Origin of the sequence: Citrobacter sp. CF971 (genome assembly GCF_006385635.1) — a bacterium.
GTDB lineage: Bacteria > Pseudomonadota > Gammaproteobacteria > Enterobacterales > Enterobacteriaceae > Citrobacter > Citrobacter freundii.
This window is the reverse complement of sequence record NZ_CP041051.1, coordinates 3,693,200-3,708,250: the sequence shown is the minus strand read 5'-3', so window position 1 is coordinate 3,708,250 and position 15,051 is coordinate 3,693,200. Positions and strand designations below refer to the sequence as shown.

Here is a 15,051-nt window from a genome sequence, read left to right as displayed (position 1 = left end):
CATCATGCGGATTGGTTTTCATTTTTCCACTCCCGACCGTGGGTAGGGGCAGGTGCCCGGCTCGCATTCAACGCCTGCGCTTTCGGGGCATCCATGACCAGTTGACCTTCTTTCAACACCACCACGCGTTCGACCAGTTCCAGAACCGGTACGCGATGGGTGGCGACAATCAATGTGCGGTTTCCCAACCACTGGTTGAGGCGCTGAATAAATTCCCGCTCGGTATGTTCATCCAGCGAGGCGCTGGGTTCGTCGAGCAGCACGATATTGGGCGATCGCAGCAGCATTCTAGCCAGCAGGATCGACTGCCGTTGTCCACCGGACAAACCGTTGCCGCCTTCCATAATGGGATGCGCCAGCCCTTTGGCGAGCTGTTTAACGAAAGCAGCCGCGCCGCTGACCTCCAGCGCTTCGAAGATCTGCGCATCGCTGGCGTGCGGTGCGCCGAGGGTCAGATTCTCGCGTAGGGTGCCGAAAAACAGTCGCGCATTCTGGCTGAGAAAACCGATGTTGCGGCGTAAATCGGCCATATCGATTTGCACCAGACTCAGGTTATCGAGCCGGACATCGCCCTGGATAATCTCCACACCACCCGCCATGGCCTGCAGCAGCGTTGATTTCCCGGCGCCGTTACGCCCGAGGATCGCCACCCGTTCGCCGGGCATGACCTCCAGGCGCGAGATGCGTAGCGGAACGCGCTGATCATCACTGTGGTAGCGAAAGTGTGCGTTTTCAAACAGATAATGGCCGTGAAAAATCTCCTGATGCACCCTGTCTTCGTCGTACTGCGTTTCGGTGGGAAGCTGCATGATGCTGTCTAATCCCATCTTCGCCGCCTTAACCTGTTGCCAGCGGGCCAGCACGCCGCACAGATTAGCCATCGGGGCAATCATTCTGGAACCGAGCATTGAAGCCGCCACCACGGCGCCGGTGGTCATCGTGCCTTCAATGACCATTGGCGCGCCGAACATAATGATGGCGGCGTAGACCAGGCTTTGTACCGACATGCCCCAGCCAATCAGCCCTTGAGTCAGCTTACGCGTGCGTAGCCCTGACTCTCCGGTAATACGGATATAGCTGTTCCACTGCTGTAAAAAGCGGTTTTCCGCCTGCATCAGCTTGATGTCTTCCAGCCCCTGGACGCTTTCGACCAGCACCGCGTTACGCAGGGTGGATTCATGGGCAGCCTGGTTGGCGAGCACCGCCAGCTTCTTCTGTAACAGCAAGCCCGGCAGGATCATCAGCAGGGCCGCGACGGGGGCAATCCACGCCAGCGGCGGGGCGATAAATGCCAGCACCACGATAAACAGAAAGAAAAACGGCAGATCGACAATGGTCGACATGGTCGAAGAGGTGATCATCTCGCGAACTTGTTCCAGCTCGCGCAGTTGAGAAATAAAGCTCCCCGTCGAGCGGGGGACGGCGCTGTTGCGCAGCCGCAATGCGTGGCTAAACACGCGATCGGAAATGCGCATATCGGCGCGTTTGCCGAGCAGGTCCATTATGTGGGTACGCGCTTCGCGCAGCAAAAAGCCAAACAGCACCGCCACCAGAACACCGGTAGAGAGAACATACAGCGTTGGATAAGACTGGGCGGGGATCACCCGGTCATAGACCTGCATGGAAAAGATAATCCCGGCGAGCGACAGGACGTTAATCAGAAAGGCAGCAATCATGACCGGCAGGTAAGGGCGGATGTCCTTTAACACCAGTTCGCGCATCCAGTCGGGCTTGAAGCGCGAAATATAGCGGTCTACCCGACTGTCCTTCAGCGCCGACAGCGGGCGCAGCGCGGTAATGCTCACGATCTCCGGCAGAAGTTCTGCAATCGTTAACCTGTTACGCTGGCCCTCTTCGGCGATGATGAAAACATCTAACGTATCTTCGCCGTTAAAATGTTCTATTACCATCAGTTGGCCGTCGCGCAGTTCCGCCACCACTGGCAGGTGCCATTGACCGAACGCCTGCGTGGCGGTATTCAGCGCATGAAATGACAGTCCCGCCTGACGCGCCAGTTGCGACAGGGCCGTGGCCCGGCTTTTTCCCGCAAACCATGGGGCGTTGGCCTGGATTGCGCCTGGAGAACAGGCCACGCGATAGTGATTGGCAATATGCGTCATCGCCTGCGCCCACTGGCTCAGGGCGTGTTCGCCAATTACATCATCCGCATGTGAATCGAGGTCGCTCATAGCTTGATCTCCACCGATTGAATGCTGCGATTATTTAAGGCGAACGCCTGGCGAAGCGAGCCGGTGTTATAGAGACAGTTCAACTGGAGCTGGCGCAGCTGGTTTTGAGTCTGGAGTTCAGCAAAACGGGCCTGATACACCTCTTGCTCGGCGTTAAGCACGTCGAGCAACGGGCGCGAGCCAAGGTCCAGATATTGCTGTTGATAAAGCTCGCGCGTTTGTTCGCTCAGCCGCTGTTGGCGACGCAGAATCTGCAGGGCGGTGGCGAGGCTCATCGCCTGGCTGCGGGACTCCAGTAATTTCTGCCGTACTTCGAGTCGGGTGCGCTGGATGGAGTATTGTGCAGATTCTACCGCATGGCTGGCGGCGTTGCGTCTGGCGGTGAGTCCGCCTCCCTGATACAGCGGCATCTCAACTTTTACCCATGCAGAATACTGGGTTTTGTCGAGTACCTCATGGCTGGGGTATTTGTCGTTGAGATAGTGCTGAACCGACGGTTCCAGAGAGATGGTGGGCGTCATCTGCGCGTTGGCGTAGTCGAGATTTGCCTGCGCCACATTCGCCTGCGCCCAGGCCGCCAGGACCGCGGGAACCAGTTTATCGTCCGGTTTGACCACATCACAACTGCTGTCCAGTTTGACCGGGAATTCATTGCTGATGCCGTTAAGCGAGTTCCAGCCGAGGAAGCTCATCAGCGTTGCCTTGCTGCTGTCGAGATTGGCCTGATACTGCGCCAACTGAGAACGTGCAGACTCGATACGCGCATCGGTTTGCACCACGTCTGACAGCGAGGTTGCCCCTTCATCATTGCGTTGACGGGTCAGTCGACCAATGCCGTTTAAGGCGGTGAGCTGCTCTTCGGCGGCGTCCACCATTTGCTGCCACGTCTGCACCTGGACTATCGCGTTGGCGGTGGCGTGGGCGATGGTATCAATACTGAGTAACACATTCGCCTGCTGTTGCGCGGCTCCGGCGGTCTCGGCGCGGACCTGGCTTGCCACTTTGCCGAAGTCGTACAGCATTTGCGATACCGAAATCACCAGCGCCGGGCTAAAGCCGTGGTCGGTGTAGGTATTGCTGTAACCGTTGTTCATTCCGGCAGAAACCTGCGGGTAATATTTTGACTTCGCCACGTCGATTTGCTCGTTTTGTGAGAGCAGTTTGCCGATGGATTCACGAATAGAAGGATGCCAGCTCACGGCACGACTCACCGCGTCGTTGAGCGTCAGGCTACCGGGAGCGGCGGCACTTAGCGGCAGATCGGCAACCGCGCCGTCCAGCGAGGGAAGCATCTGGCTAGTGGCCAGTCCTTCCGGCGTAATAATTTGCGGTTCATCTTCGGCATTCACCCGCAGGGTACAGAACGTTAATGCCAGCAGTAAGGCAACAGGCGCGACATTTCTCATAGATTATCCCTTACAAAATACGGCAGCGACGACTGTTATTGCCCCGGATGTCATCGCATCCGGGGCTGTAGTTATGGCGCTTTAACGCTATATGTTCACTTCAGGGCACAATGTGATTTTGTTGCACCAGCTCGTCGAGCGTGGTGTGTACGTTCTCCAGCGTGATGAGATTGGTTGAGTGATAAGTGTTGCCCGTACCGTCACGGTCGATGGCAATAACCGTGTTGTTACCGCTGGTGGTAACGGTGAGGTAGTTGCCGAGCGTCGCGTTCTGCCCGTTCCAGCCCACCAGCAGGTCACCGATATCGATTTTGTCACCCTGGGCCAGCGAGAAGTTGGTCCAGGTGTCCGCTGTTCCGTTACCGCCGGTAGCGTCGTTGGCATTGAGCAGGTGATAAATCAGCGTATCGCCGTAGGCGCTGCCAGTCAGGCGATCGGCATCGACGGTACTCACCACTTGCGGATTCATATTGATGGTCAGCGTAGCGGTATCGGTATGGCCATTCAGGTCGTTAAGGGTGTAGGTAAATGTCTCTTTGGTGACGATGGTGGAGAGCGAGACATCGCTGTTGAGGGCATAGGTGTAATGACCATCAATGCCAATGGTCAGTTTGCCGTACAACCCGTTAATGATGGCGCTGGTCGTGCTGCTCAGCGGATCCAGCGTGGCGGCGCTGCCGCCCGTGCCATTCACCGTTAGCAATGTATGCACGCTGGCAATATGGTCTCCGTCATAAATATTGCCGGTGACGCTATTCGCTGTGGAAGTCTCGAAGTTTTGCAGGTCGATTATCGTGCCTTTCACGCTGGGGGTGATGGTGATATTCCCCAGCCCCAGAGCCCCGACGCTGCCGGTATAGTCGAGGCGATAGTTGCCGGGGTGCAGTACTACCCCGCTGAGGGCAATATCAATATTGCCGCCAATCAGCAATCCGCCATTGAATGAGTTACCGGCAATCTTGACGTTGTTGCTGTCATACAGCGCCCAGGTGACGGTCAGTCCGCCCAGCGTCAGACCTGAAGCGACGTTAAAATGCAGTATGGCGTTTTGCACCGCCGTTCCCGTCGCGACTTCAATGACGCCAGTACCATTTTGTGAGGTGGGTGAAAGGAGTTGGGCGCTCCAGCTGGCGTTCCCAACGCTGTTGTCGGTAAACGACCTGGATGTATCGGCCTGGGTGGTGACCGCCATCTGGCTGCTGATGTCGTTTACGGCATCCAGCGCCTGTGGGGTTGCCGTAATGTTCAGCGACGCGCTGCCGGTATCGCCGTTTGGTGCTTTGACCTTATACACAAAGCTGTCCGGCGTATTGATACCGTCTGCGCCCAGTCCGCTTCTCAGCGTGTAGGTATAGTTCCCTTTCGCATCAATAGTCAGTGTGCCGTACTGTCCGTTAATGGTGGTAGTGCCTGTTGTGTTAACGGTGACACCGTTAACTTCGGTGATAACGGTATTAGCCGGAGCCGAGTCGTTGGCCAGCAGATTTCCATTGGTTGCTGCACTCAGACTGTCGACGGCGTAGGTGTGATCGGCCTGAATATTCAGGGTATAGCTGGTCAGTAGCGTCAGGCCGCCGGAAGCATTAAGCAGGAACAGATAGTCACCGCCCGGCAGTGTAATGGTATACGCCGGTGAGCTGCCGCCCAGCAGGGCGGTGACCCAGTTCGGCTGTACCCGGTACTGCTCATACTGCTGAATAGACTCGTTGAAGCGGTAGACATAGAGATCAAAGCCGCCCAGCGTTACGCCAAGTACGTTGGCCTGAACCGTGATCGTTCGGGTCGCGCCGTCATCAACGTTGAATTTAATCGGGTTGGTCAAACCGTTGACCAGGCTGACATCCAACAATTGTCCCAAACCAACGCTGGCGAGCGTGAAGCCGGTTTGTTGTGATGGATGGTTGTCGACTGCAATGACCTGCGTCCCGTAAGTCAGCACAGCCACATCGTCTGCCGCCGTTACCGTGCTGGTGGTTGGGGCCTGACCCAGCGTGACCACCAGTTTTGCCGAGGAGTGATCGCTGCCATGCGTTAGCGTGTAGGTGAAGCTTTCGGAACGTCCATACACTGAGATTGACGTATTGGTCAGAATATAGGTGTAACTACCATTCTGATTGATATGCAGGGTGCCGTATTTTCCCTGCACATCAATGCCGCCCGCCGGGATGTTCACAACGTTGCCGTTACCGTCAGTGATGGTGGTGACCAGCGTGCCGGAAGGGGCGTTATCCTGCCCGTTGGCGGGATCGGTATCGGTGATGATATTGCCAGACTCGGTAGTACCACCGGTGATGGTCCCTGCGCTGGCTTTTACCACCGAGACATCAAGGCTGGTGTATGCCCCAGTCGCCAGTAGGTTGGTGTTGTAGCTGACCACGCGGTAATCCCCGCCAGTCAGTCCGCTGTAATTGAGCGTTACGCCCGAGGCGCCCAGGGTGAGCAGGCTGGCAAAGTCTGGTTTCCCGGTATCCACCACCGTTACCCAGGCATTCAGCGCGGTGTCGAAGCGCTGGATGACGACTTCAAGCGTGTTTAACAGCGACAGCACCACGCCGGTCGCTGCGGCATTGATTGTAATGGATCCGCTGCCGCCAGAAGCGATGCTGAAATTGACGCTTGCTGTATCGTTCCCCAGCACGTTGGCGACATTTCCCAGCGCATTGACCAACAGGAAACCATAATCGCTTTGATGCTCGGTGCTGACGGTGACATCGGTTTGTAGAGGCAGACTGGTGACATTGTCTTCAGCCAGCAGCGGCAATACCGGCGCGATAGCGCTTGTTGGCAATGAGGTATTTCCCGCCGCATCGGTCGCCGTGGCGGACAGCGACTGACCCTCAATCTGGCGAACCGGCAGGTTGACGCTGTAGACACCGCTGCTGTTGGCGATTGCCGTCACGCTGGTGCCGCCGGGCAGAGAGATGGTAACCGTGCTTCCCGCTTCGGCGACGCCACTGATAGTACCGCCATCGGCGCTGATCAGTATCGTTGGCGCGGTCGGCGGCGTGGTATCCACAATCACGCTGAACGAGCCGGACACCCCGCTTACGCCGTTGGCGTTTGTTGCCGTGGCGGTAAACGCGTGGTTACCTTCGCTGAGCGCGCCGGATGGGGTAAAGTTCCAGAGGCCGTTACTATCTGCGGTCGTACTACCCATGAGTACGCCGTTGTTGTACAGATTGATGATGGCGTTAGCCTGCGCCGTTCCGCTAAGGGCTGGACGGGTATCATTGGTGGTTTTACCTGCCGCGACCAGACCTGTAATTGTGCCCACGTCGTCAAATACGCTGGCAATAACCGGCGCAGGCGGTACACCAGTAAACGGTGCCAGCACGTTACCCGCTGTGCCGATGTTGCCTGCGGCATCCTGTGCGCTGACCAGCAGCGTTTGCCCACTGATTTGCGGTGGGCTCAGCGTGAAGGTGAAATTACCGGAGGCGTTGGCTGTTGCGGTACCAAGTACGGTTCCGCTGCTGGAAGTGATGATCACCGTACTGTTCGCTTCGGCAACGCCGGTCAGCGTGGTGCCGTTGGCGTTGACCGCCAGACCGGTTGGAGTACCCGGTGCGACGGTATCGACCACAATTGCGGAGGCAGATGATAGCCCGCTGGTATTACCTGCGGTGTCTGTTGCTGTGATGGTGAAGGAATGCGTCCCCTGACCCAACGCCGTAGGTGGCGTGTAATTCCAGCTGCCGCTGCCGTCCGCCGTTACGCTGGTTACAAAGGTGCCGTTATCATAAATATCGACCCGAGCGTTGGCTTCCGTGGTGCCGTTTAACGTTGGGCGTGCGTCGTTGGTTGGCTGATTATTGCCAATCGCCCCTATGTTTGGCCCAACATCGTCAATAATGCTGCTGATTGAAGGCTGCGTTGGTGCCGTGGTGTCGACCACTACGCTAAAGCCTGCCGTTGCGCCGCTGGTGTTGCCCGCCGCATCGGTAGCGGTGACGGTGAAGGTGTGCGATCCATTTGCCAGCGGCGTGGTTGGGGTAAACGACCAACTGTTATTGCTTTGCACCAGCGTGGTACCCAACAGGGTGCTGCCGTCATAGATGCTGACGGTGCTGCCCGCTTCGGCGGTACCGTTGAGCGTTGGTCGGGCATCGTTAGTCAGTTGCCCGTTGCTAAGCCCCGCGTTGAACACACCGCCTGCGACGTCATCCACCACCGAGGTCAGGAGCGGCGCTGACGGCGCGATCGTGTCAACGTTGATAATAAATTCGCTTGAGGTGGGGCTGACGTTCCCGGCGGCATCCGTGGCAATGGCGGTAAAGACATGCGGGCCGTTGCCCAGTGTGGCAGGCAGATATTCCCAGGTGCCATCTATTGCCGCTGTCACCGTCGCCAGCAGCGTGCCATTATCGTAGATGGCTACCCGGGCACCGGCTTCCGCCGAGCCGTTCAGTACGGGGCGAGTATCATTGGTGTAAGCGCCGTTCGACAGCGTTCCGGTTCCCGGCACCACGTCATCAAAAGCCTGGATAATCGTTGGCGCAAGCGGGGCAACAGTATCAACAACGATGTTAAACCCAGCGGACGTTGGGCTAACGTTTCCGGCTGCGTCGGTTGCTGTCACCGTCAGCGCGTGGTTACCGTTGCCAAGCGCGGTTCCCGGCGTGAAGCTCCAGGCGCCTGTACTATCCGCTGTGATTGAACCGATAAACGATCCGTTATCGTAAATTCTCACCGTGGAATTGGCTTCAGCCGTACCGCTGAGGGTAGGGCGCGCATCGTTTGTCGCCTGGCCGTTGTTCAGATTTCCGGTCAGCGGGCCGACATCATCGGTGACCTGAGTTATGAGCGGTGCGTTCGGCGATACGGTATCAACCGTGAGCGTAAAGCCGTTGGAGGCAGGGCTGGTATTGCCCGCGCTGTCGGTGGCGGTGACGGTCAGCGTATGCGTACCGTTACCCAGCGCATCCGTTGGGGTAAAACTCCAGGTTCCGCCTGCGCCGACAATGGTGGTGCCAATGGGCTGACCATCGCTCAGGACAGTAATGGTCGCGCCAACTTCACCCGTACCGCTGAGCGCCGGGCGACTTTCGTTACTGATTTGCCCGTTGGAGATTGGCCCGGTTGTCGGCGCGGTATTGTCCTGAACGGTCAGAATTACTGGTGCAGACGGGGCAACTGAATCGACCAAAACGGTGAATGAGGCAGAAGCTCCGCTGGTGTTGCCCGCCGCATCCGTTGCGGTCACCGTAAAGATATTTTCCCCCTGCGCCAGCGCGTTTGTTGGGGTGAAGCTCCAGCTACCGGAGCCATCGGCATTTGCGGTGCCAATGATCGTTCCGTTACTACGAATGGTGACAATAGCATTAGCTTCGGTCGTGCCACTTAGTGTTGGTTGGGCATCATTGGTCAGTTGGCCGTTGGTCAACAGCGTGCTTCCCGGCTGATCGTCGATGACCGAGGTAATACTTGGCGCGGCGGGCGCCAGCGTATCGACAACTACGACGAACGGTGGCGCTGCCGGGCTGATGTTGCCCGCACCATCCGTGACGGTAGCTGTCAGCGAGTGGCTGCCTTCACTGAGCGCAGGGGCTGGCGTAAAGCTCCAGTTACCGCTGGCGTCGCTGGTGGTTGTGCCAATCACTGTGTTGCCATCACGGATGGTGACAATTGAATCTGCCTCGGTAACGCCCGTGAGCGTTGGGGTATTATCGTTAGTTGACTGTCCGGACGTCAGGTTTTGAATGGTGCCAACGTTGTCTGTGACTGTGACAATGGAGGGGGCATTCGGAATTAAAGTATCAACAATGATCAGAAAATCAGCGGAGGCATCGCCTTGGTTGCCAGCAGCATCGGTTGCGCGAGCGGTAAAGAGGTGATTGCCTTCTCCCAGCGCGTCTGTCGGGGTAAAGCTCCAGAATCCGTTGCTGTTTACCGTGGTTGTGGCATAAGCGATACCGTTATCGTAGAGGGTGATGGTTGCTCCTGCTTCGCCGGTTCCGTTTAAGGTCGGGCGTGAGTCATTGGTCATTTGCCCTTTATCCAGCGGCCCACTGCCGGGCGAAACGTCATCGATAATGCTGGTGATGAGCGGTGCCAGCGGCGCGGTGGTGTCGATGGTAATGGCATAATTGGGTGACTGCCCGCTGGGTATTAAGTTGACGGTTTGTGACACTGCGAAGTTATAGGTTGTGCCGTTAGTTAGCGGGGTGAGCAACTGATAACTCCAGGCGCCGGAAACCGCATCGGCGGTGACCGTGGCGATAGACGCGCCATTTTGATAGATAGTCACTGTAGCCCCAGCCGTGGCGGTTCCTTGCAACCGCGGTAAAGTGTCGTTGGTGGTTTTTCCGCTGCCGATTTCGCCCATGCCGGGGGCTACGTCATCCACGATCTCAAGAGTTGGCGGGTGCGGAACGCTGGATATTGAGGCGGTAAACGGTGTTTCTCCGCTTTGGTTACCCGCTGGATCCTGAGCGATCGCGTTCAATGATTCACCCGCCGTCTGCGCTGGTGAAATGGTGACAGAGAAGATACCTGAACCGTCTGCCACCCCCTGGCCGAGAATGGTGCTACCGCTGCGAATAATCACGGTACTACCAGCATCGGCTGTACCGCTAACCAGCGTACCGTTCGGATCAACGCTGGTAACGATAGGCATTGCAGGAGGTAGCGTATCAACAATCAACGTGACAGGATTTCCTGCCGGCAGCACATTACCGGCAGCATCTTGTGCGCCGAAAGCCAGCGTATGAATCATGTTGGGCGTGAGGGGAACATCTATGCTCCAGGAGCCATTCGCGCCCACGGTGGTTATCGCGATGGGAATGCCACCGTCATAAATTAACACCGTACTGCCCGGCGTACCCGTCCCGCTAATAGTTGGGGTGGTATCGTCCGTGACGCTACCGCTGGTGAGCGAGCCGGTAATCACGCCGACGTTATCTTCGATATTCGTCACGAGTGGCGCTGTGAGCGGGGTGGTGTTCACCGTAAACGAAATGCTGTTTGAGCTGCCGCTGATGTTACCTGCCGCATCGGTTGCGGTAGCGGTCAGCGTGTAGTTGCCGTTTGCCAGCGCAGTCCCGGGCGTAATACTCCAGGTGCCGCCAGCCACCGTTGCCGTACCGATCACTACACCGCTGTTATACAGGGTGATGATATCCCCGTCAGTGCCAGTACCGCGAATGGTTGGCGTGGCGTCATCGGTCACGGCATTGGGCAAGAGATCGCCTACCGAGCCACCGACGTTATCATTGGCGGCGATAATCACCGGAGGTGCAGACGGCGTCGTGTCGATGTTCAGTGTTATGGCATTCGACGGCTGGCTAACGTTGCCAGCCGGATCGGTTGCGGTAAGGGTTATCTGGTAAGTACCAGGGGAAACCGGTGCTGATGGAGTAAAGCTCCAGGTTCCGTCTGCACCTACTGTTGCTGTTCCCTGCAAAGGGGGAGTGCCGTTCAGATAAACGGTAATCAAATCCCCAACGTTCCCTGTACCGCTAAAGGTTGGCGTGGTGTCATTGGTGTTGCCATTCGTGACCACGCCCGTTACCGGAGCCACATCGTCAGTAATGATAGGGGCGTCAGGCTGCGCGGGAGGCGTATTGTCTACCGTCAGAGTGAAGCTAGCCGATGGGATCCCCGTATTACCTGCAGCGTCAGTCGCCGTGGCGGTGAATTTGTGTGGCCCCTCGATGAGCACGGGATCTGGGGTAAATGTCCAGGTTCCATTTGGTTGAACGGTGGCGGTGCCAATACTGACGTTATTGTCAAAAATAGTAATGGTTGCGCCCGGCTCGCCCGTACCGGAGAGGGCCGGGGCGGTACTTTTCGTACTACCGCCGTTCGCCAGAGCAACGGTGGCGCTGCCCACGAGTCCTTCACCGGCGATAATCACCGGAGCCGCTGGTGGGGTGGTATCAATGGTCAGCGTGAAATTTCCGGCATTGCTGGCGTTACCCGCTGCATCTGTTGCGATAGCCGACAGCGCATGTGGACCTTCACTCAGCGGTTGAGTGACCTGGAAACTCCAGGTGCCCCCGGACACGACCGTTGCGGTTCCAATAAGTGTGGCGCCATCATAGATAGTGATGGTGGAGTCGACGGTCCCGGTCCCCTTCAGCAGCGGCAGGGTATCGTTTGAACGGCTACCGGTGGGCAGATCGGTTGGTGCATTCCCGACGTCGTCCGTGGCGCTCACAATAACGGGCGCAGCGGGTGCCTGGGTATCAACGGTCACAATGACAGGATTGGGGGAAGTGACGACGTTCCCGGCGGCATCCGTTGCGGTCACCGTAAAACGGTGAGTGCCTTCGGCGAGGGCCTCATCGGTTGTAACGTTATGGCTCCAGGTGCCTGTTCTGTCGATAAAAAAGACTGCCATTTGCAGACCATTATCATACAGCGTCACCAGCGAACCGGGTTCACCGGTTCCTGAGATTGTTGGCGTTTTGTCGTTGGTGAATCCGTTGTTCGCGACGTTGCCGGTGATGCTGCCAACGTCATCGTAGATAAGCGTAATAACCGGTACGCTGGGGGCGATGCTGTCGACAATGATTTTCCAACTGGCGGCGGCGCTGGTGTTATTAGCGGCATCGGTTGCCGTCACTGTAAATACATGTGCCCCCTGGCCCAATGCTGAGGTGGGCGTATAGTTCCAGTTACCGTTGATATCAGCGGTAATGGTCGTAAGCAGAGTTCCGTTATCGTAAATTTTGACCTGAGAGCCGGCCTCAGCTTTGCCCTCAATTTTCGGTTTATCGTCGTTGGTTAACCCATTGTTATTGATGGAGCCTGTGATATCGGCGACGTCGTCAGTAACGGCAATGATAACGGGTTGGTTTGGCGCGGTGAGATCCGGGGCAACAGCCGAAGTTGGCAGGCTTTCGTTACCAGTGCTGTCCGTTGCGGTGACGTTTACTGTTTCATTGTTGATTTTCGACGGGGTGATCTGGACGGTGAAATTGCCGCCGCTGTCAGCCTGACCCACGCCAATAGGAGCCCCGTTGCTGTCTTTGACGATGACGGTACTTCCGGCTTCGGCGTGACCGCTAACCGCTCCACCATTTCCTGCAACTGTGACGCCTGTCGGCGCATCAGGTGCGGTGGTGTCCGGTGCGTTGACAGAGGCGTCGTCGCCCTTGTTGCCTGCGGTGTCGGTCGCATTTGCCGTAAGGGGCTCGCCGTTGGTTTGTGGCGGAACCAGCGTTGCGGTGAAATCCCCATTTGTATCGGCAGTTGCTGTTCCAATGATATTGCCATCCGGATCCAGAATATTGATCGTACTGTTGGGTTCGGCCTTGCCGGTGACCTGGTCCCCAGTGCCATTAACTAGCAGGTTTGTCGGGGGCTGTGGCGCGGTAATGTCTGGTGCAAGCGCAGTTTCTGGTGGGCTTAGGTTCCCAGCTGGATCGGTGGCGATAGCGGTAATGGTTTCGCCATTGGTCTGTGGTGGGTTAATGGTGATGGTAAATGTGCCATCCGGCCCGGCGACGCCGCTGCCGATCTGAGTTCCGCCACTGCCGGTGATAACTACGGTATTGCCTGGCTCGGTCGTTCCGGTGACGACAGTCCCATCCGCAGATACGTTGAGATCATCAGGTGGCAACGGTGGCTGGGTGTCGATGTTGATATTGAACGCTGGTGACATGCCTCCTGTACCTGACTGGTTTGTCGCGGTGGCGGTGAAGGCGTGTAGCTCATCTGATAACGGGGAGCTGGAAGTCCATGTCCAGTTACCGTTACCGTCAGCCAGTACGCTGTCGATAATTGTGCCGTTGTCGTAAATAGTCACCGTGCTGTTGGCATCGGCAGTGCCAGAGAGCGTGGGGGTATTATCGTTGGTGGCCTGATTGTTGCTCAATGGCCCGGTTGATGGGGAGAAGTCATCCATCACGCTGACGATAACCGGTACGCCAGGATAGCCCGAGTTCGTCGCATTGAATGGGGTATCTGGCCCGATGTTACCGGCCTGGTCCTGAATCTTCGCGATTAGCGCTTCACCGTGCGTCTGTGAAGGTGAAATCGCGATGACGAAATTGCCGGTTTGGCCGACCGTTATTGAACCCAGAACCTGATTATTGCTACCGATGATCATCACCAGGCTTCCAGCCTCAGCACTACCGGTTACCTCAGTGCCTTCCAGATTAACGGAGGAAATGACCGCGCCTTCAGGCGGGGTAGTATCGACGGTGAATGTAGGTACGCTCGTTTCCGCGCTCACGTTACCCGCATCGTCAGTTTGCGTCAGCGTCAGATTGTGAACACCGTCGCTAAGCGGTGTGTCCGGTGTAAACGTCCAGTTGCCATTGTCATCCACCTGGACCATACCAATCAGAATGCCGTTATCAGAAATGCTGATGTAAGAACCGGCTTCGCCAGTGCCTGTGAGCGTTGGCGTGGCATCGTCGGTTACGCCGTTAATACCGATCAAGCCTTTAATGGAACCGGAATCGTCAGTTACTTCTGTGACCACAGGGGCGTCGGGGGCAAGCGTATCGACAATAATCTCCCAACTGTCTGACATGCCGCTGCTACCTGTACCGTCTGATGCACTGACGGTAAACTTGTGGGTACCGTCTGCGAGTGGAGAGGATGGCGTAAACGACCAGTTGCCGTTGGCATCGATAGCGACCTGGCCGATTTCTACGCCGTTATCAAAAATATGCAATGTAGCATTTGCGGGGCCGGTACCCTGGAGAGTGGGCGTATTATCGTTGGTGGATTCCTGCTGATTAACAGGACCAGTAATCAGCTCCTGGTCATCGATTACACTGGTAATAACCGGCACATCTGGTGCGTTAGGTGTTGTCGTTGGCGGATCGCCACCATCGCCATCGCCATTACCGTTTCCACCACCATCGCCGTTACCGTTGCCATTACCGCTTCCGGCGTTGTTATCGCTCCCACCGCCGCCACCTCCACCGCCGCCACCTGCGGCAAGGCCAATTCCGCCAGCAACCGCGATCCCGCCAAGAACCCACGGCCAGACGGCGCCGCCTTCATGGCTTCCCTCGGCAGTCATTAACGGAGTGAGATCGTCTAAATGCTGGAAGTGGAACGCTCCATCAGTATCCTGAACCCACCACAGCGCGCCATTGCTGTCTTCCAGAACAAGCTGGTTTTGCGCATCACCTTTTCCGACGTAGAAGTTTTTAATGGTGATGGTTTCACCCGAGCGGAGTGTGACAACCAGATCCTGATTAACGCGTGTTAGTTGACTTACCTCCTCACGCGACACCGACAGTTTCACGATAGAAGGCGAACTGAGCGTAACTTCAGAGGATTCAACATTTGTGGAAACGCCAGTTAATTTTGATACAACGGCGAGTAGACGCATATGTTCACTCCTGATGGCATGTCGGGAGTATTAATCCGCAACAGCGCGCTGGGAAAATGAGCAGACAGGGGCCCCGTTCATTATAAAGATGAATTTACACATGTAATTACATTGATTAGGTCATGCAGATGTTCGTTTACTTAGTAAATACGTTCGGGAC

At 56.8% G+C, this 15,051-nt stretch carries 3 protein-coding genes; all 3 read right to left on the bottom strand.

Annotated features, from left to right (window positions below; genetic code table 11):
- Positions 1–2: 2 nt before the first annotated feature.
- A complete protein-coding gene (locus E6P06_RS21485; protein WP_139935692.1) occupies positions 3–2,189 on the bottom strand; it encodes a type I secretion system permease/ATPase in 2,187 nt (728 codons plus the stop codon).
- Entirely contained in the window at positions 2,186–3,595 is a 1,410-nt protein-coding gene (locus E6P06_RS21480) for a TolC family outer membrane protein (RefSeq protein ID WP_003839817.1), read from the bottom strand. Before E6P06_RS21480 ends, E6P06_RS21485 begins: the two co-directional genes overlap by 4 nt.
- Positions 3,596–3,695: 100 nt before the next feature.
- Complete coding sequence (locus E6P06_RS21475) at positions 3,696–14,891, bottom strand: BapA/Bap/LapF family large adhesin (protein WP_139935691.1); 11,196 nt, start codon at positions 14,889–14,891, stop codon at positions 3,696–3,698.
- Between the last annotated feature and the right edge of the window lie 160 nt (positions 14,892–15,051).

Coding starts and splice junctions, on each gene's coding strand:
- E6P06_RS21485 (WP_139935692.1), bottom strand. CDS start 2,189: ATGAGCGACCTCGATTCACATGCGGATGATGTAATTGGCGAACACGCC.
- E6P06_RS21480 (WP_003839817.1), bottom strand. CDS start 3,595: ATGAGAAATGTCGCGCCTGTTGCCTTACTGCTGGCATTAACGTTCTGT.
- E6P06_RS21475 (WP_139935691.1), bottom strand. CDS start 14,891: ATGCGTCTACTCGCCGTTGTATCAAAATTAACTGGCGTTTCCACAAAT.